The 24,062-nt window shown below is 52.9% G+C and carries 22 protein-coding genes; 9 read left to right on the forward strand and 13 right to left on the reverse strand.

What is annotated here, in order from left to right; all coding sequences use genetic code 11:
• Nucleotides 1-379 precede the first annotated feature (379 nt).
• The 7 genes from metK to ruvX all read left to right on the forward strand — a co-directional run bounded on the left by metK (nt 380) and on the right by ruvX (nt 5,862).
• On the forward strand, nt 380-1,531 hold the full coding sequence (metK, locus tag R9X49_RS16715; protein WP_319849462.1) for a methionine adenosyltransferase: 1,152 nt from the start codon (nt 380-382) through the stop codon (nt 1,529-1,531).
• A 137-nt stretch (nt 1,532-1,668) separates the two neighbouring features.
• A complete protein-coding gene (locus tag R9X49_RS16720) occupies nt 1,669-2,181 on the forward strand; it encodes a SprT family zinc-dependent metalloprotease (protein WP_319849463.1) in 513 nt (170 codons plus the stop codon).
• Between the two features lie 96 nt (nt 2,182-2,277).
• Entirely contained in the window at nt 2,278-2,976 is a 699-nt protein-coding gene (gene endA, locus R9X49_RS16725; protein ID WP_271874810.1) for a deoxyribonuclease I, read from the forward strand.
• Nucleotides 2,977-3,090: 114 nt separating this feature from the next.
• Complete coding sequence (gene rsmE, locus R9X49_RS16730; protein WP_319849465.1) at nt 3,091-3,825, forward strand: 16S rRNA (uracil(1498)-N(3))-methyltransferase; 735 nt, start codon at nt 3,091-3,093, stop codon at nt 3,823-3,825.
• 11 nt (nt 3,826-3,836) lie between these two features.
• Nucleotides 3,837-4,796 (forward strand): glutathione synthase, encoded by a 960-nt coding sequence (gshB, locus tag R9X49_RS16735; protein ID WP_319849466.1) that lies wholly within the window; start codon nt 3,837-3,839, stop codon nt 4,794-4,796.
• 83 nt (nt 4,797-4,879) lie between these two features.
• Nucleotides 4,880-5,443: a YqgE/AlgH family protein gene (locus tag R9X49_RS16740; protein ID WP_319849467.1), complete on the forward strand. Its 564-nt coding sequence runs from the start codon at nt 4,880-4,882 to the stop codon at nt 5,441-5,443.
• A complete protein-coding gene (gene ruvX, locus R9X49_RS16745; protein WP_319849468.1) occupies nt 5,443-5,862 on the forward strand; it encodes a Holliday junction resolvase RuvX in 420 nt (139 codons plus the stop codon). The genes R9X49_RS16740 and ruvX overlap by 1 nt, the downstream gene beginning before the upstream one ends.
• 103 nt (nt 5,863-5,965) lie before the next feature.
• On the opposite strand, the gene fbp is transcribed toward ruvX, so the two are convergent.
• Entirely contained in the window at nt 5,966-6,970 is a 1,005-nt protein-coding gene (gene fbp / locus R9X49_RS16750; protein ID WP_225085867.1) for a class 1 fructose-bisphosphatase, read from the reverse strand.
• Nucleotides 6,971-7,139: 169 nt separating this feature from the next.
• On the opposite strand from fbp, the gene mpl reads away from it, so the two are divergent.
• The gene (gene mpl, locus R9X49_RS16755; protein WP_319849469.1) at nt 7,140-8,525 is read left to right on the forward strand and encodes a UDP-N-acetylmuramate:L-alanyl-gamma-D-glutamyl-meso-diaminopimelate ligase; all 1,386 of its coding nucleotides are present in this window, start codon (nt 7,140-7,142) and stop codon (nt 8,523-8,525) included.
• A gap of 107 nt (nt 8,526-8,632) precedes the next feature.
• On the opposite strand, the gene R9X49_RS16760 is transcribed toward mpl, so the two are convergent.
• From R9X49_RS16760 to R9X49_RS16815, 12 genes are all read right to left on the reverse strand, one after another.
• On the reverse strand, nt 8,633-9,931 hold the full coding sequence (locus tag R9X49_RS16760) for an adenylosuccinate synthase (RefSeq protein ID WP_015841843.1): 1,299 nt from the start codon (nt 9,929-9,931) through the stop codon (nt 8,633-8,635).
• Nucleotides 9,932-10,030: 99 nt separating this feature from the next.
• Nucleotides 10,031-10,231, reverse strand: a complete 201-nt coding sequence (locus R9X49_RS16765) for a DUF2065 domain-containing protein (RefSeq protein ID WP_010285804.1) — start codon at nt 10,229-10,231, stop codon at nt 10,031-10,033.
• 126 nt (nt 10,232-10,357) lie between these two features.
• Nucleotides 10,358-11,350 (reverse strand): protease modulator HflC, encoded by a 993-nt coding sequence (hflC, locus tag R9X49_RS16770; protein ID WP_319849470.1) that lies wholly within the window; start codon nt 11,348-11,350, stop codon nt 10,358-10,360.
• A gap of 3 nt (nt 11,351-11,353) precedes the next feature.
• Nucleotides 11,354-12,616, reverse strand: a complete 1,263-nt coding sequence (gene hflK / locus R9X49_RS16775) for an FtsH protease activity modulator HflK (RefSeq protein ID WP_319849472.1) — start codon at nt 12,614-12,616, stop codon at nt 11,354-11,356.
• A gap of 96 nt (nt 12,617-12,712) precedes the next feature.
• Nucleotides 12,713-13,993: a ribosome rescue GTPase HflX gene (gene hflX, locus R9X49_RS16780; protein ID WP_319849473.1), complete on the reverse strand. Its 1,281-nt coding sequence runs from the start codon at nt 13,991-13,993 to the stop codon at nt 12,713-12,715.
• Nucleotides 13,994-14,087: 94 nt separating this feature from the next.
• Nucleotides 14,088-14,387 carry an RNA chaperone Hfq gene (hfq, locus tag R9X49_RS16785; protein WP_010285823.1) on the reverse strand — a complete coding sequence of 100 codons (300 nt, stop codon included), beginning with the start codon at nt 14,385-14,387 and terminating at the stop codon, nt 14,088-14,090.
• Between the two features lie 111 nt (nt 14,388-14,498).
• Nucleotides 14,499-15,440 carry a tRNA (adenosine(37)-N6)-dimethylallyltransferase MiaA gene (gene miaA, locus R9X49_RS16790; RefSeq protein WP_319849474.1) on the reverse strand — a complete coding sequence of 314 codons (942 nt, stop codon included), beginning with the start codon at nt 15,438-15,440 and terminating at the stop codon, nt 14,499-14,501.
• On the reverse strand, nt 15,433-17,445 hold the full coding sequence (mutL, locus tag R9X49_RS16795) for a DNA mismatch repair endonuclease MutL (RefSeq protein ID WP_319849475.1): 2,013 nt from the start codon (nt 17,443-17,445) through the stop codon (nt 15,433-15,435). Before mutL ends, miaA begins: the two co-directional genes overlap by 8 nt.
• A 51-nt stretch (nt 17,446-17,496) precedes the next feature.
• Nucleotides 17,497-19,167 carry an N-acetylmuramoyl-L-alanine amidase AmiB gene (amiB, locus tag R9X49_RS16800; RefSeq protein ID WP_319849476.1) on the reverse strand — a complete coding sequence of 557 codons (1,671 nt, stop codon included), beginning with the start codon at nt 19,165-19,167 and terminating at the stop codon, nt 17,497-17,499.
• Nucleotides 19,164-19,646, reverse strand: coding sequence for a tRNA (adenosine(37)-N6)-threonylcarbamoyltransferase complex ATPase subunit type 1 TsaE (gene tsaE / locus R9X49_RS16805; protein ID WP_319849477.1), 483 nt, complete (start codon nt 19,644-19,646; stop codon nt 19,164-19,166). Before tsaE ends, amiB begins: the two co-directional genes overlap by 4 nt.
• A 39-nt stretch (nt 19,647-19,685) precedes the next feature.
• Complete coding sequence (gene nnr, locus R9X49_RS16810; protein ID WP_319849478.1) at nt 19,686-21,227, reverse strand: bifunctional ADP-dependent NAD(P)H-hydrate dehydratase/NAD(P)H-hydrate epimerase; 1,542 nt, start codon at nt 21,225-21,227, stop codon at nt 19,686-19,688.
• A 92-nt stretch (nt 21,228-21,319) separates the two neighbouring features.
• Nucleotides 21,320-22,204, reverse strand: a complete 885-nt coding sequence (locus tag R9X49_RS16815) for a hypothetical protein (RefSeq protein WP_319849479.1) — start codon at nt 22,202-22,204, stop codon at nt 21,320-21,322.
• Between the two features lie 167 nt (nt 22,205-22,371).
• On the opposite strand from R9X49_RS16815, the gene queG reads away from it, so the two are divergent.
• Nucleotides 22,372-23,511, forward strand: a complete 1,140-nt coding sequence (gene queG, locus R9X49_RS16820; protein WP_319849480.1) for a tRNA epoxyqueuosine(34) reductase QueG — start codon at nt 22,372-22,374, stop codon at nt 23,509-23,511.
• The last annotated feature ends 551 nt before the right edge of the window (nt 23,512-24,062 follow it).

Genomic DNA, 24,062 nt, shown 5'->3' on the forward strand with positions numbered 1-24,062 from the left:
CGCGGACGCGGTAGCGTCAAAAGGGACATATTGCGAAAGCAATATACTCAGTAAACAACGGATCATTAATCCTACCACCTCCACGTGCGCCGCAGGTTATGCGGTCAGCTCTCAATAAGAAATTCAAGATATCGCGGATTGCATCACCGCTCGCCGTTTATACCTACATGCTACTGGAAAAGCAAAATGAAAATTGTCGCTAGCCATCTCTTGTAAAAGAAAAAACGGCCGATGATAAAAGGACGATGGCATGCTAATGCGAAAAACTACTGGCACTGAGACTAAAAGGTGACCTAGAATAGCCATCCAGATGTTAATCCGTCTATACCGATTAACTGATACACTGCTTAACGGCTTTGATTTGAAGGTAAAGAAACTCATGGCTAAACACCTTTTTACGTCCGAGTCAGTCTCTGAAGGACATCCTGATAAAATTGCTGACCAGATTTCTGATGCGGTTCTCGACGCCATTCTGGAGCAAGACCCAAAAGCGCGTGTCGCTTGTGAGACTTATGTAAAGACCGGAATGGTGTTAGTTGGTGGCGAAATCACCACCAGCGCCTGGGTCGATATTGAAGAAATTACCCGTCGTACCGTGCGTGATATCGGTTATGTCAATTCCGAAATGGGCTTTGATGCTAACTCTTGCGCCGTACTGAGTGCGATTGGTAAGCAGTCTCCTGACATCAATCAGGGCGTTGACCGCAGCGATCCGCTGGAGCAAGGCGCAGGCGATCAGGGGTTGATGTTCGGCTACGCGACCAATGAAACCGACGTGCTGATGCCAGCCCCCGTGACTTACGCGCACCGTCTGGTTCAACGTCAGTCAGAAGTGCGTAAGAGTGGCATTCTGCCGTGGCTGCGCCCGGATGCTAAAAGCCAGGTTACGTTCCTGTACGACGATGGCAAGATTGCCGGCATCGATGCCGTGGTACTGTCTACCCAGCATTCAGAAGACATCAGCCAGAAAGATCTGCATGAAGCGGTGATGGAAGAGATCATCAAACCGGTTCTGCCTGCCGAATGGCTGTCTGCCAATACCAAATATTTCATCAACCCAACCGGACGCTTTGTTATCGGCGGCCCAATGGGTGACTGCGGCCTGACCGGTCGTAAAATCATCGTTGATACCTACGGTGGCGCGGCGCGTCACGGCGGCGGTGCATTCTCCGGTAAGGATCCATCTAAAGTAGACCGTTCTGCAGCCTATGCCGCGCGCTATGTTGCCAAGAATATCGTCGCGGCAGGCCTGGCCGATCGCTGCGAAATTCAGGTGTCCTACGCTATCGGCGTAGCAGAACCGACCTCTATCATGATCGAAACCTTCGGCACAGAGAAAGTGTCTACCGAGCAACTGACGCTGCTGGTACGCGAATTCTTCGATCTGCGTCCTTACGGCTTAATTCAGATGCTGGACCTGCTGCACCCGATTTATCAGGAAACGGCAGCCTATGGTCACTTTGGCCGCGAACATTTCCCGTGGGAAAAAACGGACAAAGCCGCACAGCTGCGCGAGGCCGCTGGTCTGTAATCTGCACATGTAAGCCTGAGGTATGACGGGTATAAAACGGCGAATGAGAGTTCGCCGTTTTTCATTTTGATGTCCCCTGCATTTCCCTCCGCGTCACCTATTGCGTCTCCCTGCTACTCACTTTATCCTCACCGAATATGAACACACCCCGAATCCCCATTGCCAGCCATCAGGCTGTGATGCGCTGTCTGCGTGATAAATTGCAGCAGGCCAACCTCACTTTGCAAACTGACTACACTGAGCCAACGGTAAACTACCAGCAGCGTGGTGCTACGGCAGGAACGGCCTGGCTGCAACACTGGGAGATTCGGCTGAATCCCGTCTTGTTGCAGGAAAATCAGCAGGCCTTTATCGATGAGGTGGTGCCTCATGAACTGGCCCATCTGCTGGTCTACGCGCGTTTTGGCCGTGTCGCACCACATGGCAAAGAGTGGCGCTGGATGATGGAAAACGTCCTGCGTGTTCCGGCAAAACGCACGCATCGGTTTGCAGTGCAGTCCGTGCAGGGGAAAACCTTCACGTACCTGTGCGATTGCCAACGGCATGAACTGACGATCCGCCGACACAATCGGGTGCTGCGCGGCGAAACAGAATATCGCTGCCGTCGTTGCGGGAAAACCTTACGTCATGATGTAAAAAGTTCTATTTAAAAGGGAATTTCCAGTTTTAAAAACTGCTTTTGCATTTGCCTGCCGACGAGACATCCGGTAGTCTGCCAACTTTACAGCCTGTGGATTATTTGGAATATGCTACGCAAAATTCTCGCTATCTCCGCCGTTGGCGCGGCGCTGTTTTCGGCCACCGCGTTAGGTCAGAACATCAATAATTTTTCGCAGGCAAAAGCCGCCGCAGTCGAAATCAACCGGGATGCGCCGGGTTCGTTTTACTGCGGCTGCAAAATTACATGGCAAGGCAAGAAAGGCACCCCCGACCTTGAATCCTGCGGCTATCAGGTCAGAAAAAATGAACAGCGTGCCAGCCGTATCGAATGGGAACACGTTGTACCGGCCTGGCAGTTCGGCCACCAGCGCCAGTGCTGGCAGGATGGCGGAAGAAAGAACTGTAGCAGCGACCCCGTCTACCGTGAGATGGAAACCGATTTGCATAACCTGCAACCGGCTATCGGCGAGGTCAACGGCGATCGCGGCAATGCGATGTATGGGCAGTGGAACGGTGGTACATCCCAGTACGGCCAATGCGAGATGAAGATCGATTTTAAAAACAATCTGGCAGAGCCACCTGCTCGCGCTCGCGGCCAGATCGCCCGTACCTATTTCTACATGCGCGATCGCTATCAGTTACGCTTGTCCAGTCAGCAAACTCAGCTGTTCGAAGCCTGGGATAAGCAGTACCCGGTCACACAGTGGGAATGTACCCGCAATCAGCGCATCGCCGCAAAACAGGGAAACCCGAATCCCTACGTTCAACAGGCTTGCCAGCGCTAGTTCGTCTACCTACTATAGCGAATCTGTTTCCAGCAAAACCGCCGTCAGATGACGGTGGTTTTGCCTATTTCTGGCGTTCATTCGCTTCTCTTTTATTCAAAGGTCTGAATCCGCATGCGAGTACCACGCATTTTTCATCCCGAGACGCTCCCCCTACACGGCGGTGAAGCCGAACTGAGCGACGATGCCGCCAATCACGTTGGTCGCGTGTTACGCATGAATACGGGACAGGCATTGCAGTTGTTTGATGGCAGCAATCATGTCTTTGATGCGGAAATCATCGCGGCCAGCAAAAAGAGTGTGCGCGTTCGCTTCACAGCAGGTAAGTTGGAAAATAAAGAATCGCCCCTACATTTACATCTGGGACAGGTGATGTCGCGCGGCGAAAAGATGGAGTTTACTATCCAGAAATCCATCGAACTGGGCGTCAATGTGATTACCCCGCTGCTTTCTGAACGCTGTGGCGTAAAACTGGATGCCGAGCGTATGGAGAAAAAAATTAGCCAGTGGCAGAAGATTGCGGTTGCCGCCTGCGAACAGTCCGGCCGCAACTGTGTGCCGCTGGTGCGGCCAGCAATGACGCTGGGAGTCTGGTGTGCGGAACAAGACGATGCGTTGAAATTGAATCTGCACCCGCGCGCCACACAAAGCATCAATACGCTGCCGCTGCCCGTAGAACGGGTCAGGCTGCTGATCGGCCCGGAAGGCGGCCTCACCGCCGATGAAATTACCATGACCTCAGAACACGGATTCACTGATATCCTGTTGGGGCCACGCGTCTTGCGCACAGAAACCACTGCACTCACCGCCATGACCGCCTTACAGGTACGTTTCGGCGATTTGGGGTAAAGGAGAAAAGAATGATCAAACTCGGTATCGTGATGGACCCGATTGACACCATCAATATCAAGAAAGACACCAGCTTTGCCATGCTGCTGGAAGCACAGCGCCGTGGTTGGGAACTGCATTACATGGAGATGAACGATCTCTATATGCACGCGGGCGTTGCCCGTGCAACAACGCGTCGCCTGAGCGTCCAGTACGATTACGACGGCTGGTACGATTTCTCCGGCGAGCAGGACATTGCGCTGGAAGAGCTGGATGTGGTGCTGATGCGTAAAGATCCGCCGTTCGATACGGAATTCATCTACGCCACCTATATTCTGGAACGTGCGGAAGAGAAAGGCACGCTGATCGTCAACAAGCCGCAGAGCCTGCGTGATTGCAATGAGAAGCTGTTCACCGCCTGGTTCCCGCATCTGACCCCTGATACGCTCGTTACGCGTCGTGCAGACAAACTGCGCCAGTTCCATGAAAAACATGGCGACGTCATTCTCAAACCGCTCGACGGCATGGGCGGTGCGTCTATTTTCCGTTTGAAGCAGGATGACGCCAACGTCTCCGTGATCATCGAAACGCTGACCGAACACGCCACCCGCTACTGCATGGCGCAAAACTACCTGCCTGCGATTAAAGATGGCGACAAACGCGTGCTGGTCGTCGATGGCGAGCCGGTTCCCTACTGCCTGGCGCGTATCCCGAAAAGCGGTGAGACACGCGGTAACCTGGCCGCCGGTGGCCGTGGCGAAGCGCGTCCGTTAACCGAAAGCGACTGGAAAATCGCCCGTGACGTCGCTCCAACGTTAAAAGCCAAAGGCCTGATTTTCGTCGGTCTGGACATCATCGGTGACCGCCTGACAGAAATTAACGTCACCAGCCCGACCTGCGTGCGTGAAATCGAAGCGGCCTACCCGGATGTTTCCATCACCGGCATGCTGATAGACGCCATTGAAAAACGTCTGGCTGCACGTACTCGCTAATACCAGAAACACCTGACACACCATTCGGCCCGCGCAATACGGGCCGTTTCTCCAACGCTGACGGATATCGATAAAAATACACAATGAATTTACAGCATCACTTCCTCATTGCTATGCCAGCACTACAGGACTCTGTATTTAAACGTTCGGTGGTCTATATCTGCGAACATAATGAAGACGGAGCCATGGGGCTGATCATCAACAAACCGATGGATCAGTTTTCCGTGGAAAATGTGCTGAAAAAGCTAAAAATAGATCCGACACCGCGCGATCCTGCGATCCGATTAGATAAACCCGTCTTCATAGGCGGCCCGCTGGCGGACGACCGTGGTTTTATCCTGCATACGCCCTGCCCCGGCTTTGGTTCCAGCATCAGTATTTCTGAGGACACGATGATCACCACGTCAAAAGACGTGCTGGAAACGTTGGGTACGCCTAATCAGCCGAAAAATACGCTGGTCGCCTTAGGCTATTCCGCCTGGGAGAACGGTCAGTTGGAAGAAGAGCTGCTGGAGAACGCCTGGCTGACCACGCCAGCCGATAAAGACATTCTGTTCCATACGCCGATTGCCGAACGCTGGCGGGCCGCGGCCAGAAAGCTGGGCATCGATATTCATAATATCTCCACTGAAGCGGGACATGCCTGATGAGCAGCAGAACCATTCTTGCCTTTGATTTTGGGACAAAAAGCATCGGTGTCGCCATCGGTCAGGAGATTACCGGTACGGCGCGGCCGCTGACCTCATTCAAAGCGCAGGAAGGGATTCCAGACTGGCAAAAAGTGGAGAAGCTGCTGTCAGAATGGCAACCCGATCTGGTCGTCGTTGGTTTACCGCTCAATATGGATGGTACCGAACAGCCGCTGACGGCACGGGCGCGAAAGTTCGCTAACCGACTGCATGGCCGTTTTGGCGTCGCGATTGCGCTACACGATGAACGCTTGAGTACGGTGGAAGCGCGTGCCGATCTCTTCGAACGCGGTGGCTTTAGAGCGCTGGATAAAGGTAGCGTAGATGCTGCCTCTGCGGTGATTATTCTGGAAAGCTGGTTCGAGGCACAACACTAAAAAACGCGGGTTGTGGCGAGCCACAAAAATGGCGTACTGGGCAGCACGCCATAAGCCGTTATCCCGCGTTGGCAGAGAATCCACCAACACGGGACAGCGTTAATTAGGCATCGGGGAATTCACGGATGAAACGTTCAACGTCATTCACCATCGATTCCGTCCCTACGAAGAACGGTGAGCGCTGGTGCAGTTTCTCCGGCGTGATATCCAGAATACGGTTTTTACCGTCGCTGGCCTTGCCGCCCGCCTGCTCCGCCAGAAACGCCATCGGGTTGCATTCGTACAGCAAACGCAGTTTGCCTTTTGGATAGCTCGCCGTGCTTGGGTACAGGTAAATTCCGCCTTTCAGCAGATTGCGGTGGAAATCCGCCACCAGTGAGCCGATATAACGCGACGTATAAGGACGCTGCGTCTCTTCATCCTGCTCCTGACAGTATTTGATGTATTTCTTCACGCCGACAGGAAACTTGATGTAGTTCCCTTCGTTGATGGAATACATATTCCCTTTTTCCGGGAAGCAAACTTTTTCATGCGAGAGACAGAATACACCGAGCGACGGATCGTAGGTAAAGGCGTGAACGCCGTGACCCGTGGTGTACACCAGCATGGTTGAAGAACCGTAAACAATGTAGCCCGCCGCAACTTGCTGGCTACCAGGCTGTAAGAAGTCAGCTTCCGTGACTGAGGTTCCCAGCGGCGTAATACGGCGATAAATAGAGAAAATGGTACCGACAGAGACGTTCACATCGATATTCGACGAACCATCCAGCGGGTCCATCAGAACGACATACTTGGCATTTTCCGCCTTATCACCTTCAAAGATAACAATTTCATCTTCTTCTTCGGAGGCAATACCTGCCACTTCACCACGTGCTTTTAATGCCGCTTTCAGTTTCTCATTGGCATACAGATCGAGCTTCATCTGCACTTCGCCCTGAACATTAGAAATGCCGCTGGCACCCAGGATATCAACCAAACCCGCTTTATTGATATCACGGTGAATAATCTTGGCACCCAGTTTAATAGCAGACAGCAGCGCGGTAAGCTCACCTGTGGCGTGAGAGAAATCGTGCTGTTTTTCGACGATAAATTCGCCTAACGTTTTCATAACACTATTCCAGAATCTACGGATGAAAAGCGGTTTCATTTCTGCACCGCCAACGTTTGCGCATGCAGTGTAGCCCAAAGAGAAAGTGAGTACCTAGTCAAATCCATTTCTTATGGCGGATTCATAGCGTTAGAATGTGACGCAGACTCACTGTGAAGATGGAAAATGTATGCGTATTCATATTTTAGGTATCTGCGGCACCTTTATGGGTGGCCTTGCCCTGCTTGCTCGTTCACTGGGGCATGACGTCACGGGCTCAGATGCAAATGTTTATCCCCCCATGAGTACCTTACTTGAAGAGCAGGGAATCACGCTGATTCAGGGCTACGATCCGGTACAGCTTACCCCCGCCCCTGATTTGGTCATCATCGGCAATGCAATGACGCGTGGGAACCCGTGCGTCGAAGCCGTACTGGAACAGGGATTACCTTATGTTTCCGGTCCACAGTGGCTGCACGATCATGTATTACGCGATCGCTGGGTGATTGCCGTTGCGGGTACACATGGCAAAACCACCACGGCAGGGATGGTCACCTGGATTCTGGAAGATTGCGGCTATCAGCCGGGCTTTGTGATCGGTGGCGTTCCCGGCAACTTCACCGTTTCCGCCCGCTTGGGCGACAGCCCGTTTATGGTGCTCGAAGCCGATGAATATGACTGTGCATTCTTCGACAAACGTTCCAAATTCGTACATTACTGCCCCAGAACGCTGGTGCTTAACAACCTCGAATTCGATCACGCCGATATCTTTGACGATCTGAAAGCCATTCAAAAACAGTTCCACCATCTTGTGCGGCTGGTGCCGGGAAGCGGGAAAATCATCCTGCCAACCAATGACCTTAACCTCAAACAGGTGATGGGGATGGGATGCTGGAGCGAGCAGGAACTGGTTGGTGAAGAAGGCACGTGGCGGGCACAGAAAGTGTCGATTGATGCCAGCCAATATCAGGTTTACCTGAACAATGAACTCGTCGGTGAAGTCCACTGGAAGCTGGTGGGCGAACACAACATGCACAACGGGCTGATGGCCATCGCCGCCGCACACCACGTTGGCGTGCTACCCGCAGATGCCTGTCGCGCACTGGGCGGATTTATCAACGCGCGCCGCCGTCTGGAATTACGCGGTACGGAGCATGGCGTCACGGTTTATGATGATTTTGCGCATCACCCGACTGCAATTCTGGCTACACTGTCGGCGCTACGCAGCAAGGTTGGCGGCACAGCGCGTATTTTGGCCGTGCTTGAACCCCGTTCCAACACCATGAAATTGGGGATGTGCAAGAACGAGCTGGCGCCGTCATTAGGCCGCGCTGATGAAGTTTTCCTATTCCAGCCGGCACATATTCCATGGCAGGTGGTAGAAGTCGCGGAAGCCTGCGTACAGCCTGCTCACTGGAGTGCAGATATTGACACGTTGGTAGAAAACATCGTCAAGACCGCACAACCTGGCGACCACATTCTGGTGATGAGCAACGGCGGATTCAGCAACATCCACAATAAACTATTAGATGGGCTGAAGAAGAAAGAGCAGAAAGCGGAAGAAGCTAAGGAATAACAGGTAGAAACCGTCGTCGTTCACACAACGACGGTTAACTGACAGATAGCAAAAAGGACGGGAATCCCGTCCTTTTTCATATTCGTATCACCCGTTAAGGGACGAAATTAAGCGTCGAACGGATCGCGCAACACCATCGTTTCGCTACGATCTGGGCCGGTGGAAATAATATCAATCGGCACACCGGTGACTTCTTCGATACGTTTGATGTAGTTCAGCGCAGCCTGCGGCAGCTTACTGTGATCTTTCACGCCAAACGTGCTTTCAGACCAACCTGGCATCGTTTCGTAAATCGGCTCAAGACCTTCCCAGCCCTCAGCAGCCAGCGGAGTGGTATCCACTTCGGTGCCATTCGGCAAACGATAGCCTACGCAGATTTTAATCTCTTTCAGGCCGTCCAGAACATCCAGCTTGGTCAGGCAGAAGCCAGACAGCGAGTTGATCTGTACTGCACGACGCACGGCAACCGCATCCAGCCAGCCGGTACGACGGCGGCGACCTGTTGTCGCGCCAAACTCGTTACCTTTCTGAGACAAGTGCTCACCGACTTCTTCAAACAGCTCAGTCGGGAATGGACCTGCGCCCACACGGGTAGAATAAGCTTTAACAATACCCAGTACGTAATCTACATAGCGTGGACCCAGACCAGAACCGGTAGCAACGCCGCCCGCAGTGGTGTTCGAGGAGGTCACGTACGGATAAGTACCGTGGTCGATATCCAGCAGCGTACCCTGTGCGCCTTCAAACATAACGAAATCGCCACGCAGGTGCGCTTTGTACAGCAGATCGGAAACATCAACCACCATCGCGGTCAGGATGTCAGCAATCGCCAGCACATCGTCCAGCACTTTCTGGTAGTCGACAGCATCGGCTTTGTAGTAGTTAACCAACTGGAAGTTATGGTATTCGACGATCTCTTTCAGTTTGACGGCAAACGTTTCTTTATCAAACAGATCGCCAACGCGCAGGCCACGGCGAGCAACTTTATCTTCATACGCAGGGCCGATACCGCGGCCAGTCGTACCAATTGCTTTCGCACCACGCGCTTTCTCACGGGCGTTATCCAGCGCGACGTGATAAGGCAGGATTAACGGACAAGCTTCAGAAAGCAGCAGACGTTCGCGTACCGGGACGCCACGCGCTTCAAGCTCCGTCATTTCTTTCATCAGTGCGTCAGGCGCCAGCACAACACCGTTACCGATGATGCTGACAACATTTTCACGCAGAATGCCAGAAGGAATTAAATGAAGGACGGTTTTTTCACCGTTGATAACCAGCGTGTGGCCAGCGTTGTGTCCACCCTGATAGCGCACAACATATTTAGCCCGTTCAGTCAGCAGGTCAACGACCTTGCCTTTACCTTCGTCACCCCATTGGGTGCCCAGTACGACGACGTTCTTACCCATTTCAAGAATCACCAGGTTGCTTAAAAAAGGATTCTAACATCTCATTTGGATGCTTTCAGTACTTTTAGCACACGATTGCGCACATTTTTCCGCGTAATTCTAGCCACCCATCCGGCTACGCAACATGTAGTAGATCACGCACCCTGCAACAACTATTCCGCCGCCAAAACGGCGCAAAATAGTATCCGGCAGCTGCGCTATACCCAAAATCATACGCCGCCAGAGACGGGGAAACAGCAGTGGCCCCAGCCCTTCAAGCACCAAAACCAGCCCAAGCGCCAGCCAAATCGTTGAATTCATAACAACCCCTTTTCTCCGCATCAGGCTCGTGCAGGAGCAAACCTTTGAATATCTCTCTGCCAGAAAATGGCAAAAAAAAGCCCGAGAAAGAACCCGGGCTTGATGAAAGACGTCAGTTAATGACTATCAGCGGCGTGGTACCACGCTGTCCGGTGACTTCATGTAGCGGAAGAAGTCGCTATCCGGGCTGAGAACCATCACGTCCTGATTATTACTGAAGCTGTTTTCATACGCACGCAGGCTACGAACGAAAGCATAGAAGTCTGGATCTTCACTGAATGCGTTAGCAAACAGTTTCGCCGCTTCGGCATCCCCTTCACCACGGGTGATACGTCCCTGACGTTCAGCTTCAGCCAGCGTACGGGTGACTTCATAGTCTGCCGTCGCTTTCAGCTTTTCAGCTTCTTCCTGACCCTGTGAACGGTGGCGACGCGCTACTGCTTCACGCTCTGCACGCATACGTTGGTAAATCGCGTCAGAGACTTCCGTTGGCAGGTTGATTTGCTTAATTCGCACATCAATAACCTCAATCCCCAGTGCAGCCATACTGTTAGGGTTAATATGAGGCTCGTTGCCCGTCGTTTCTTTCTCAACGCGCGCAGCAGCAGAAGCAATCGCATTATCGGCTTCGGTGGTTTCTCCCGTACCGGTATTCAGCGCTTCACGCACGTCAGACATCAGTTGACCACGCGAATCGGTAACAATGCCTTTCACATCCAGACGACCAATCTCAGAACGCAGACGGTCACTGAACTTACGTTTCAGCAGCACTTCAGCCTGAGAGATGTCGCCACCGCCCGTTGCCAGGTAGTAACGGCTGAAATCACTGATACGCCATTTCAAGTAGGAATCGACAATCAGGTCTTTCTGCTCTTTAGTGATAAAGCGGTCAGCCTGGTTTTCCATCGTCTGGATACGCGCGTCCAGCATTTTCACTGAGTCGATAAACGGAATCTTGAACTGCAATCCCGGTGCATAAATCAGCGGCTTGTTCTCGTCATCACGCAATACTTTGCCAAAACGCATCACAATGCCGCGCTGGCCTTCCTGCACCACAAACAGTGACGCATAGACCACCATCAGTACCAGGATCAGGATAAATAGTAAGGGCTTACGCATCGATTATTCTCTCCCTACTCGAGTGAAGTCATCACGCTGCGCATTTGCTCTGCGCTGATCCATGATATTTCCATTATTACTGCTGCGCGTCTGGTTGCTATTCGCTGCACCGCTGCTGCCAGTAGGCAGACGCAGTGGGTTAGCGCTGCTGTTATTGCTGTTGCTTTGCGTATTTTCACCGCCTTGTCCACGCAGCATCTGATCCAACGGCAGCACCATCAGGTTGCCCCCTTTGTCATTGACCAGCACTTTACGGGTATGGCTCAGCACGCGTTCCATCGTTTCGATATACAGACGCTCGCGGGTGATTTCCGGCGCGGCTTTATATTCCGGTAAAACTCTGGCGAAACGGGCAACCTCACCCTGAGCTTCCAGAACGGTACGGGTTTTATAAGCGCGAGACTCTTCCAGAATACGCTGAGCCTGACCGTTAGCACGCGGCTGCACTTCATTCGCGTAGGCTTCCGCTTCACGAATATATTGTTGTTCGTTTTCACGAGCGGCAATCGCATCATCAAACGCGGCCTTCACTTCTTCTGGCGGACGTGCAGTCTGGAAGTTGACGTCCAGCAGCGTGATACCCATGTTGTACGGACGAACGGTTTCTTCCAGTACACGCTGAGTATCCGTACGCACAATGGTACGGCCTTCGGTCAAAATTTTGTCCATCGTGTACTTACCAATAACGCCACGCAGCGCGCTGTCAGTTGCCTGACGCAGGCTGTCATCCGCATTGGTTACGCTGAACAGATATTGTTCTGGCTGCGTGACACGATACTGCACGTTCATTTCAACGCGCACGACGTTCTCGTCTGACGTCAGCATCACGCCCGACGTCGCCAGTTCACGCACCGACTCGACGTTCACTGCGCGAACAGAGTCGATGAAGGTCGGTTTCCAGTTAAGACCTGGCCCAACCAAATGGCTAAACTTACCAAAGCGCGTTACGACACCGCGTTCCGCTTCTTTAATGGTATAAAAACCCGTAGCAGCCCAGATGACAACCGCAGCGACGGCAGCGATACCGACGATCCGGCCACCCAGTGCTGGGCCGCCAGAATTTCCGCTGTTGCTTGAGCCTGAACCTTTTCCGCCACCCAGATCGCTGAGTTTTTTGCTCAGCTTACGGAAGATGTCGTCCAGATCCGGCGGCCCCTGATCTCGGCCACCTTTATTGTTATTTCCGCCAGAGTTGCCGCCATTATTGCTGCTGCTCCCCCACGGGTCGCGGTCTTGTCCGTTATTACCGGGCTGATTCCACGCCATGTTTTAGCTCCATTCTTTATGATAGGTGTTCTTCAGGTTCAATATCCCAGAGTCCGTCAGACTATTTCACCGTTCAGACTGTTTCTGCCAGTCAAATCAGACAATATAGTCCATCAGTTCCTGCTCTTTTTTGCAGAGGCGGCGCCAGTCAGCAATCGGCATACGAATAACCAAACCAATTTGCCCATCCTCTTCAATCCATTCTTTTTCTATTGCCTGAAGCTGGTAAAAACGACTACGCAAGCGTCCTGCCTGCGGGGGAAGATGCAAGGTATATTGTGCGATTTCCCCGGAAAGCCGCTCAGTCAATGCCTGAAATAGCAACGGAATACCGTCGCCGGTCTGTGCTGAAAGCCAGACCCGTACCGGTAGATTCTCTTCGTTGCGATCGATACGCGGAACGAAATCATCCAGCATATCAATCTTGTTCATTACCAACAGCGCAGGTATTTCATCCGCCTCGATTTCCGCCAGTACGTCATTAACCGCCTCGATGTTCTCGTCGAGACGAGGATCGGCGGCATCAACAACGTGCAACAGCAGCGAGGCCTGACGTGTTTCCTGTAGTGTAGCCTTAAACGCAGCCACCAAATCATGGGGCAACTGCCGGATAAAACCTACGGTATCCGCCAGCACTGTATCACCAACATCATCCACTTGAATGCGGCGCAATGTTGGATCCAGTGTGGCAAATAACTGATCGGCGGCATAGACGCCCGCCGATGTAATCTTGTTAAACAGCGTGGATTTACCCGCGTTGGTATAGCCCACCAGCGAAACGGTAGGAACATCGGCGCGAACCCGCGACCGCCGCCCCTGTTCACGCTGTTTTTCTACCCGTTCAAGACGCGACAGTATCTGAGTGATACGGTTACGCAATAAACGACGGTCGGTTTCAAGCTGGGTTTCACCCGGGCCACGCAAACCGATACCGCCTTTCTGGCGTTCAAGGTGCGTCCAACCGCGAACCAATCGGGTCGCAAGGTGGCGCAGCTGTGCCAGTTCTACCTGTAATTTCCCCTCGTGAGTACGCGCACGCTGGGCAAAAATATCTAAAATCAGTCCGGTACGATCGATCACCCGGCACTCGCACAAACGCTCCAGATTACGTTCCTGAGCAGGCGTCAGCGCATGATCAAACAGCACGACAAACGCGCCAGTTTCTTTTACTGCCTGAGCAATTTCTTCTGCTTTGCCTTCCCCGACAAAATACTTGGGGTGAGGCGCCTTACGGCTACCAGTAACAACCTGCAAGGATTCAATACCGGCAGAAGAAACCAGAGATTCGAACTCCAGCAGATCTTCCGTATCTTTATCTTGCGAGAAGTAAATATGAACTAATATGGCCCGTTCACCTGATTCATAACGGTCAAACAAGCGAGTAACCTCTCAAACGAGCAAAAAACACCACAGCGAAGGAGCCGAGCGATGCGTCCAGCTCTCCCACGCCGTGGTGAATTGACAATACGCCTTATTCGGCGTCATCAGCTTCCTGCGACTGCTGTTGAGCAGTCGTGTTACTACCGTGATAGTTGTTGCTGCCGCCTGGATTGTTGCTATGGTGAGACACTGGGCGAGAGGGAACAACTGTAGAGATGGCGTGCTTATAAACCATCTGACTTACCGTGTTTTTCAACAAAATCACGAACTGATCGAAAGATTCGATCTGACCTTGCAGCTTAATACCGTTCACCAAATAAATCGAAACCGGAACACGTTCACGACGCAAAGCGTTCAAGAACGGATCTTGCAAAGATTGCCCCTTAGCCATTCTATATTTTCCTTATTTGTATGTTGTTTGTAACAAAGAGCCCTACGACTCTAAAATAACGGTGTAAAAACTTGCACGCTGAGACTCACCGATTGTACACAATCACCCAACCTATGCACTAACAACCTCTATTACCTTGTCCAGTGCTTCAGTCGGTTTTTCGCTATCCAGCCAGCAGACATCATCCCAACCGCGTAGCCAGGTCATTTGCCGCTTCGCTAACTGACGCGTCGCACAAATTCCCCGATAAACCATCTCATCGTAATCAATTTCACCGGATAAATATGACCACATCTGGCGATAACCAACGCAACGAATAGAGGGCATATCCGTATGAAGGTCATGCCGGGCAAACAATGTCCGGGCTTCTGTCTCAAAACCCGCCGCCAACATCTGGTGAAAACGCTGTTCAATTCGCTGATGCAACAATTCACGCGTCGCCGGGGCGATAGCAAACTGATGAACCTGATAGGGCAGCGCGTCGCCAGACGTTTTTGTCAGTTCAGTTAAAGTGTTACCTGAAACGAAAAAAACTTCCAGTGCTCGCGAGAGTCTCTGCGGATCATTTGGATGAATCCGAATTGCTGCTACCGGATCGATCTCACTGAGCTGCCGATGCATCGCTTCCCAGCCGATTTCTTTTGCCTGCTCTTCAATGCGCTGGCGCACTGCGGCATCGGCTGACGGCAGAGGAGAAAGCCCCTCCAATAGCGCCTTGAAATACAGCATCGTCCCCCCGACAAGGAGGGGAATGCGCCCGGCAGCGGTAATGTCTGCCATCTCGCGTAACGCATCGCGGCGAAAATCGGCCGCAGAATAGGATTCCGCCGGATCGAGAATGTCGATTAGCCGATGCGGCGCCTGTGCCAGCTCTTCCGCACTTGGTTTCGCTGTCCCGATATCCATGCCTTTATAGATGAGGGCGGAATCTACGCTAATCAACTCTACCGGCAAATATTCTCGTAACGTCATTGCCAATGCCGTTTTTCCTGACGCCGTTGGCCCCATGATAAAAATGGCGGGCGGCAACGGCGCTTTTTCTACATCACTCATGCTTTAAAGCCTTGATGGCATCATGGATGTCCATCATATATAAAAGTTCAGACGGCGGCGCTTTCGCCAACTGCGGACAAAGCCGCTCGACATCCGCCAGTAATTGTATGGCCTGAGAATGACTCCAGCTTTCCTGCTCGCTCTGCAATCGCGTTGCCATCCACGATGCCAACGCGCCAGGTTCCACCTGCTGTGCCTCAACCGTCTGATAGTCGGCCAGATAGCCTATCAGTTCAGAGATCAAGTTTTGTAAATTTTGTTGGCGCAATGGTAAAGGTACGGCACGCAATGTGGCACGCTGTGACTCAACGAGTACATCAATACCAAAACGCGTCAGCAAAGCGTGATGCGCAGACAACACGCTCAGCTCAGATTTACTCAACGTCAGGCGCTGCGGAATCAGCAACGGCTGCGCCCGCAGCCCTTCTTCCGATGGCGTCAACTGCACCGCTTTTAGATAGCGTTCAGCAACGGCAAGCGACAGCATCGCCAATCCCTTATGGTACTCCAACAGCGCGTAGCACGGCGGATAAACCGTCAATACTCGCCCAAAACCACTCGATTGGCTTTCCAGCGGCGACTCAGTCGGTGGGCGTTGCTGATGGCTCTTCGTCGTTGCCGTGTCCACAGCCGTTCGATTCGTCGTCGTGCCATGCAATACCGTGGATGGCACAACTACATCCGACGACATAACGATATTCGATGGTACAGAAACGCGCTCGCCAGACGGGATTGGCGCACTTGCCGCGTTATCCGCCGGTTGCAGCAGCGTCTTATACAGATCGCCCTGCTTTTTTTGGTACGGATTTTCCGGTTGATAGCCGGAATAGGCGGTTTCTCTCGCCTGACCGGCATGGCCCGCGCGCGGCGTTTTCCCGCCATACGATGGAGAGTTATCGGTACGCGACGGCTGAGCAAAATGGTTTTCGCCGGCGGCAGTGCGGTTTTCCTGCTGCCATTGCACGGGTTTCCCGGTCTCCGGCTCAGTCATGCCAAGCCCCGGTGCAGATGCCTGTTGCAGAACGGACATCACCGCCTGGTAGATGAAGTCATGCACCAGCCGGGCCTGATGGAACCGAACCTCATGCTTGGCGGGATGCACATTCACATCAACCTGATGCGGGTCGATCTCCAGATACAGCACATAGGCGGGTTGCTGATCGTCGCTGAGCTGATCCTGATAAGCCTGTCGGATGGCATGGTTGATGAGCCGATCGCGCATCATGCGCTGATTCACGTAGCAATACTGCATATCCGGCAGCTGTTTCGCGCCAACCGGATCGGCCACCCAACCATGAATGGTGAGATCGCCGTGTTGCCAGGACACCGCCAGCGCATGCTGCAGGAAGGTCGCCCCGCAGATGTTGCCCAACCGGCGTTCATACTGACTTTTATCCGGTGCCGCACGGTACTGCCGCATCAGCTTGCCGTTATGATGCAGCGTAATGGCGACATCGAAACGCGCCAGCGCAATGCGGCGCACCACTTCATCAATATGCGTGAATTCGGTTTTCTCGGTACGCATGAATTTGCGGCGGGCGGGCGTGTTATAAAACAGATCCAGCACTTCCAGCGTGGTGCCCACAGGATGGGCGGCGGGCTTGACCGTCACCGCCATGTCACGCCCTTCGGCGTAGGCCTGCCAGGCTTCGGATTGTTCAGCGGTGCGTGATGTCAGGGTTAAGCGGGAGACAGAACTGATACTCGCCAGTGCTTCGCCACGAAAGCCCATGCTGACGATCGCTTCCAGATCGTCAAGCGTCGCAATTTTGCTGGTCGCATGACGCGCCAGCGCCAGCGTTAATTCATCCTTTCCGATGCCCGAGCCGTTGTCACGAATACGGATCAGCTTCGCCCCACCACGCTCGATGTCGATATCAATCCGGGTCGCCCCTGCATCCAGACTATTTTCCACCAGCTCCTTCACGACCGAAGCCGGACGTTCAACCACTTCTCCGGCGGCGATCTGGTTAGCCAACTGCGGTGGCAACACCTGAATCGGCATGGCGTATCCCTCTTAACATCCTCAATCTATCGACATCGTCAGCATGAAGAATCAAGCGGACGGAATAATCAGCGTTTGCCCCAGTTGTACCGTGCCGGAACGCATATTATTCGCCTGTTGGATATCTTTCATGCTGACACCGTAACGGGCAGCAATCGCACTCAGGCTATCACCCTTTACGACCTTATGCTTCACCGGCGCTGCCTTTTTGGGGGCAGGCGTTGATGCCGTCTGTTTCGCCCCTGTGGTCGGAATATTCAAGCGCTGTCCAACCCAGACAATGTCCTTGTTCAGCTTATTCACATCACGCATGGCCGCGAGGCTGACGCCATAACGCCGGGCAATCGAAGAAAGTGTTTCACCGCGTGCAACGGTATGACGCGTGCTGCCCGCAGTCGCCTTTACCGCGCTGACGTTATCGCTCGACGTTGCTGTATCACTTGCCGCCGACTGTAGTGGGCGGCTTTCCTGCTTTGGGAGAGATTGCATCGGGTGAGTTTGGAAGTAACTTCTCAGCCCCTGATAAATCGCATTGGCGATTTTTTCCTGATAATCGTTACTCCCCAACAGCCGTTCTTCCGAGACATTGGTGATAAATCCGGTTTCCACCAGTAGAGAGGGAATATCCGGCGAGCGCAACACCCCTAAACTGGCGTGCTCAGGACGTCGTTTATGCAGCCCCCCGACCCGCTGGAGTTCACGCAATACCTTGGTTGCCACGTCATACCCGACCCGCTGAGAGTGACCAAATTGCAGATCCAGTACCGCCTGACTGAGGTAAGGATCGGCACTGCTGTTCGCTAACAAATCGCCTGCCCCACCCAGCAGTTCAGACTGCTTCTCATGCTGCTCCAGCCAGTTTGCCATTTCGCTGTTCGCACGACGGTTGGACAGCACCCAAACGGACGCACCTTTGGCATTGCGGTTCGGTGCCGCATCCGCATGAATCGACACTAACAGGTTCGCGCCCTGCTTACGCGCCACGTCCGAACGCCCCATGACGGAAATAAAGTAGTCGCCGTCGCGCGTCAGCACACCTTTAAAGGCTGGATCGTTATTCAGTAAGACTTGTAGCTTACGGGCGATAGAAATAGTGACATTTTTCTCCCGCAGCCCGTTCGTGCCAATCGCACCAGGATCCTGTCCGCCGTGACCGGCATCAATCGCCACAACAACGCGTTCATTCCCCTGCCGGGCCGGCACGCGGGCTGATGACGAACTGCTATTGACGACCACAGTCGGCTTGTTGGTAAACGGATTTTTGGCGGGTTCTACCGGTGCGCTATTCTGCTGCCGTGAAGCCGGAGGCGCTGAGGCTTGCACCGTTTTTGCTTTATCACCGGTAATGGTGAAAACGACAACGTAACCCGAACCTTCTTTTTGCGTCACCGCTCGCGTTTTAGCTGCCTGAGTCAAATCCAGCACCAAACGCAGGCTTTGTGCGTCCTGTGCATTGCTGGTGCGCACACGTTTAATCAGATTTTGCCCGCTGAAGTCCAGCGGCAGCCCCTGAATAATGCCAGTCTGACGAATATCGATGACGACTCTGGCAGGATTACTCAGCGGGAAAAAAGCATAAATAGGCTGACCGCTAAAGCTCAGACGCACCGTCGCCTGGCCTGAAGCGTTGTCCACCTTAATGTCCGACAGATTAGCTGCCCACGCCGACCCCGCCAGCAACAGCCATACGCCGATGAACAGCTTAACCATACGACTCATCATGATTCTGTTGTTCCTGGCTGAAGAGAAAAACGTTGCAACATCGCGTCTCCCGCCGCAGAGACAGCGGACAGTTCAGCCTGTCGGCCCTGATCCTGATAGCGCAAATGCAGTTCGATATCCGCATCGGGCAACACGCCAGCACCCTGCTGCGGCCATTCAATCAAACAAATGGCATCCTGTGTTAAATAATCACGGATCCCCATAAACTCCAACTCTTCCGGGTCGGCCAGTCGATAGAGATCAAAGTGGTAGACAGCCAGCGGCGATAACGCATAAGGCTCTACCAGCGTATAAGTGGGGCTTTTGACATTGCCCTGATGACCGCGCGCCTGTAGGAACCCACGACTAAACGTCGTTTTCCCCGCGCCAAGATCGCCATAAAGGTGGATAACACAAGCGCCGTCACAGGCTTGCGCCAGCGCCGTGCCTAACGAGATAGTGGCTGCCTCATCCGGCAGAAGTAAGACTATTTTTTTCATTCTATTGTTCTAAAAACATAAGTCCTAAAAACATCGATTCTAAAAACATCGGCTCGGATTAACATACCGGAACAGCACAGGCAGTAAGTCGGTTGCCAGCATACCCCGGGTGCCGCGTCGCGCTGCCAACCAATCGGCCGCCGCACCGTGAACGACACACCCGGCACAAGCCGCATCATACAGCGAGAGCTTTTGTGCCAGCAAACCGCCGACAATACCTGACAGCACATCACCCATGCCACCTGTCGCCATGCCGGGGTTACCCACATCAGCAATGGCAATCTCGTCTCGCTCGCTGACAATGACCGTTCCCGCCCCTTTTAACACGACAACGCCACCATAGCGTTTTGCCAACCTTGTCGCTGCAAGTAAGCGATCACTTTCAATATCAGAGACGCGACAATTCAGTAAACGCGCCGCCTCGCCGGGGTGAGGTGTCAGCACGCGATTCTGCCGCTTATGCGGATTGATTGCCAGCAGGTTAAGCGCATCCGCATCCCATAACATGGGTTTGTTACAATTTTCTGCCAGACGCAGCGCATTTTTACCCCATTCATCCTGCCCTAAACCGGGTCCAATCACGACGACATCCGCCCATTCCAGCCCCTGCCGCAGGGTATCTGTCGTCAGTTCCTGTACCATCAACTCAGGTCGGGCCGCCAGAAACGCCGATTGATACTGTTTGTGAGTAAGTACTCGCACCAAGCCTGCACCGCAGTGTAACGCCGCATCGGCAGCCATCAATACCGCGCCACCCAGACCAGCATTGCCGCCAACCACCAGCAGCCTGCCGTTATCGCCTTTATGCTGTCCGGCTGGTCGAGGAGACAGCCATTCGGCAAGCTGCGCCGCAGTCAGTCGCCGTATCGGTGCGATTTGGTCGTCCAGCCACGTCTGTAAGCCTAGCGAGTGGTAATGTAATGTCCCAACCTGCTCACGCGCACGGCCCGTCAGTAACCCCGGTTTCAGCGCGATAAACGCCACCGTCTGCGCTGCACAGATCGCGACGCCAGCACAGGCGCCGGTTTCGGCATGTAATCCAGAGGGAATATCCAGTGAAACGATGGGGGCGGAATAGGCATTCGCCTGCGTCATTAATGCAGCATAGGGTGCGCGCGGTGCGGCGGAAAGCCCAGTGCCGAGTAGACCATCAACGATGAGATCGATCCCTTCCGGCCACAGCGTATCGACATCCTGCGCATTCACCTCTTCAACATGACCGCCCTGTTCCAGCCAGCGCTGGCGGGCAAGATGAGCCTCGTCGGGCAGCGGCTTGTCGCTGGCACAGGCAACAACATCCACATCAATGCCCGCTGCCAGCGCCAAGCTGGCGACCACGTACCCATCGCCGCCGTTATTACCGTGTCCAGCCAGAACCCGCCAGCGGCGGGCCGAGGGATAGCATTGACGAGCGACCTGAAATGCGGCTTCTCCCGCACGCTGCATGAGTTCCCACAGCGAAAGCCCTGACTCGCGCGCCGCTCTGGCTTCTTCACGGCGAACCCACTCGGCGTAAAACACTGAATCAGGCAATGTGATTTCTGCCGTATCGAGCCGATAAGGCTCAGTGGCGTGGTGCATGTTGTTCTCCATCAATGGCATGGAACATGCATTTCAAGTTAGCAAGGTCTGCCCCGGTTCGCCAGAGAGAACGGGCAGACGATCAGGGCATATTAGCGAGAAATGTCAGGCAGCGAGGCAAAGAACTGTTCGATTCTCTTTACCGAGTCTTGCAGCGTTTGTTCATTAAAAGCGCTTTTCAATACATCAAGCGCGCCCGACATAAAGCCAGATGGGGTGGACAAATCAATATCGGCAAATGGGTTGCTTATTGCTGCATGCTTCAGCTCGTTAACCTGCCTGGCAGCATTGCTCTGGTACTCACGCCCCCAATCAGGATGTTTAATGGCAGCAGTTCTGACGAAGCTGATAAATTCCTCTAGCCCTTTTACAGCATCACCGGATTCGAGTGCCTCCCGATACTTCTCATATCTCTCCGGCTCTTTCTCTTTCATAATCACACTCCAGTCCACCTTATATTCGGTCGTTCCGGGGATATATGAAGGAGGATTGTCATAAGAGACATGGCCTTTTTCGTCCGTTGTCCGTGTCTGCGAAATTGCGGCGATTTGCTGCATCGTATCCAAAAAGGATTGTTTCTGGTCGTCATTGATATAGTGTTCAGCCAGATAAGCAGCCTGAGAAAGCCCCAGCGCTAACGAAGCTTGACGCAGCTCTCCGCTTACCGCGGAGCTATTCATGAAATTTTCATCGATGATACGATAAACCGCCTGAGACACCTGTTCAGGCTGTTCGGCTAACGCCTGTGACAATGCATTATCGATATCAGAGGAGAAAAAACGGCGAGCAGGCTGCGATATAATATCGTCTTGTAACTGCTTTCGTCCTTCCTGACTGATTTGTACCTGTTCAACATCAAGGGTAATCGCCGATTTATCAACGTTAACCAACTGCACAGCCTGCCGCTGATTAACATCAATGCTGAGATCCAAGCCATGAATCGTGGTGCGATAAAAGGACAATGGTGCCATTTCCATGTAGTGCCCCCAGAGTTTTATCATTGGCGCTATGGTATTGTTTAAATATCGACGGCAGTCTCAAAAACTTTATCTGTACTTTTTATCGACAGTTTTCTTCTGTTCCACGGTGATATCGGGACTTTGTGATAAAATCGGGACAATACAGTACATTTTTACGGTTCCCCATGTCATACCCCTACGATCTCAATGAATTAGCGCAACACATCAAACAATGGGGGCAGGAATTGGGGTTCCAGCAGGTCGGCATCTGCGACACCGATTTGTCCGCAGAAGAGCCTCGGCTTCAGGACTGGCTGGATAAGCAATACCACGGAGAAATGGATTGGATGGCGCGCCATGGCATGCTGCGGGCGCGTCCACATGAACTGCTGCCCGGTACACTGCGCGTCATTAGTGTTCGTATGAATTACCTGCCCGCCAAAGCCGCATTCGCCAGCACCTTAAAGAACCCGGAGCTCGGCTACGTTAGCCGCTATGCGCTGGGCCGCGATTACCACAAGCTGTTACGCCAGCGGTTGAAAAAACTCGGCGATCGGATTCAGGAATACTGCGGTGAACTGAATTTTCGCCCCTTTGTCGATTCCGCTCCTATCATGGAACGCCCGTTGGCCGCGAAAGCCGGGCTTGGTTGTGTTGGTAAACACTCACTAATTCTGAACAGAGAGGCCGGTTCCTGGTTCTTTCTCGGCGAACTGCTGATAGATTTACCCCTGCCCGTCGATCGGCCGCAGGAAGAACAGTGCGGCCGCTGTGTCGCCTGTATGACCACCTGCCCAACCGGCGCGATTGTCGCACCGTATACCGTCGATGCCCGCCGCTGTATTTCCTATCTGACTATCGAATTGGAAGGCCCGATTCCTGAAGAATTTCGTCCGCTAATGGGCAATCGCATCTACGGCTGCGATGACTGTCAGCTCATTTGCCCGTGGAATCGGTTTTCGCAGCTCACCGACGAGGCTGATTTCAGCCCGCGTGCTGCACTGCATACGCCGGAGCTGCTGGCGCTATTCGGCTGGAATGAAGAGAAATTTCTGCGGATTACGGAAGGGTCACCGATCCGGCGCATCGGCCATCTCCGCTGGCTACGCAATATTGCCGTCGCGCTGGGGAATGCCCCCTATCAGGATAGTATCGTGCTGGCCCTGCAAGCTCGTCTGGGTGAAAGCGAACTGTTGGATGAACATATCCACTGGGCGATGCGTCAGCAGTTGGAACGCCGCGCTTCACTGGAAATTGACGTCCAGTCAACACAGAAAAAACGACTTATTCGTGCAGTAGAGAAAGGATTACCGCGCGATGCGTGAGTCGCGCAAACCGTTGTCATCAGTTTGTCGTACGCGCTGTGAATAAATAAAAAAAACCGTTGCCAATCAACTGTCACAAAAAGTACAAGCGATCGTTATAACGTTTTATAAGTAAAATTTATGAATAGATATCAATAAGATACTCTACAGTATTTTATCAATAACATAGCGTGATTAATAAATAACCAACAAACAGCCTGTGGATAAGTCTGTTAAGAAGAATATGATTTTTTGTATTAACTGATAAAAAATGATGTGGACTGAGGCAACACTAACGCTCGAAATACGATGCTGTGTAGACAGCAAAAACGTGCAATAGCACAGAGCGGCCAGCATTATGAATTTCTTATCGTCCCTTGGCAAGGGCTGAGATCTACTTTTTACGATCGAAAGGGGCGTTTTATGATCAAAAGGAAAATTTTACGATCGAAAGCAAAAAGCGCGGCGACGCCTTTTTATGAGGCATCGCCGCGCAGAGCATTCAGATCGTCTTCAAAGAATTGGGACGGTGACAGCGGCATCGCCCTAATGTCGATCGTTTAAGCATCGAG

Source organism: Pectobacterium carotovorum, from assembly GCF_033898505.1.
GTDB lineage: Bacteria > Pseudomonadota > Gammaproteobacteria > Enterobacterales > Enterobacteriaceae > Pectobacterium > Pectobacterium carotovorum_J.

Coding starts and splice junctions, on each gene's coding strand:
- tsaE (WP_319849477.1), bottom strand. CDS start 19,646: ATGAAAAAAATAGTCTTACTTCTGCCGGATGAGGCAGCCACTATCTCG.
- hfq (WP_010285823.1), bottom strand. CDS start 14,387: ATGGCTAAGGGGCAATCTTTGCAAGATCCGTTCTTGAACGCTTTGCGT.
- gshB (WP_319849466.1), top strand. CDS start 3,837: ATGATCAAACTCGGTATCGTGATGGACCCGATTGACACCATCAATATC.
- rsmE (WP_319849465.1), top strand. CDS start 3,091: ATGCGAGTACCACGCATTTTTCATCCCGAGACGCTCCCCCTACACGGC.
- miaA (WP_319849474.1), bottom strand. CDS start 15,440: ATGAGTGATGTAGAAAAAGCGCCGTTGCCGCCCGCCATTTTTATCATG.
- hflC (WP_319849470.1), bottom strand. CDS start 11,350: ATGCGTAAGCCCTTACTATTTATCCTGATCCTGGTACTGATGGTGGTC.
- R9X49_RS16740 (WP_319849467.1), top strand. CDS start 4,880: ATGAATTTACAGCATCACTTCCTCATTGCTATGCCAGCACTACAGGAC.
- fbp (WP_225085867.1), bottom strand. CDS start 6,970: ATGAAAACGTTAGGCGAATTTATCGTCGAAAAACAGCACGATTTCTCT.
- R9X49_RS16720 (WP_319849463.1), top strand. CDS start 1,669: ATGAACACACCCCGAATCCCCATTGCCAGCCATCAGGCTGTGATGCGC.
- queG (WP_319849480.1), top strand. CDS start 22,372: ATGTCATACCCCTACGATCTCAATGAATTAGCGCAACACATCAAACAA.
- mutL (WP_319849475.1), bottom strand. CDS start 17,445: ATGCCGATTCAGGTGTTGCCACCGCAGTTGGCTAACCAGATCGCCGCC.
- endA (WP_271874810.1), top strand. CDS start 2,278: ATGCTACGCAAAATTCTCGCTATCTCCGCCGTTGGCGCGGCGCTGTTT.
- mpl (WP_319849469.1), top strand. CDS start 7,140: ATGCGTATTCATATTTTAGGTATCTGCGGCACCTTTATGGGTGGCCTT.
- hflK (WP_319849472.1), bottom strand. CDS start 12,616: ATGGCGTGGAATCAGCCCGGTAATAACGGACAAGACCGCGACCCGTGG.
- R9X49_RS16760 (WP_015841843.1), bottom strand. CDS start 9,931: ATGGGTAAGAACGTCGTCGTACTGGGCACCCAATGGGGTGACGAAGGT.
- R9X49_RS16815 (WP_319849479.1), bottom strand. CDS start 22,204: ATGGAAATGGCACCATTGTCCTTTTATCGCACCACGATTCATGGCTTG.
- R9X49_RS16765 (WP_010285804.1), bottom strand. CDS start 10,231: ATGAATTCAACGATTTGGCTGGCGCTTGGGCTGGTTTTGGTGCTTGAA.
- amiB (WP_319849476.1), bottom strand. CDS start 19,167: ATGATGAGTCGTATGGTTAAGCTGTTCATCGGCGTATGGCTGTTGCTG.
- nnr (WP_319849478.1), bottom strand. CDS start 21,227: ATGCACCACGCCACTGAGCCTTATCGGCTCGATACGGCAGAAATCACA.
- ruvX (WP_319849468.1), top strand. CDS start 5,443: ATGAGCAGCAGAACCATTCTTGCCTTTGATTTTGGGACAAAAAGCATC.
- metK (WP_319849462.1), top strand. CDS start 380: ATGGCTAAACACCTTTTTACGTCCGAGTCAGTCTCTGAAGGACATCCT.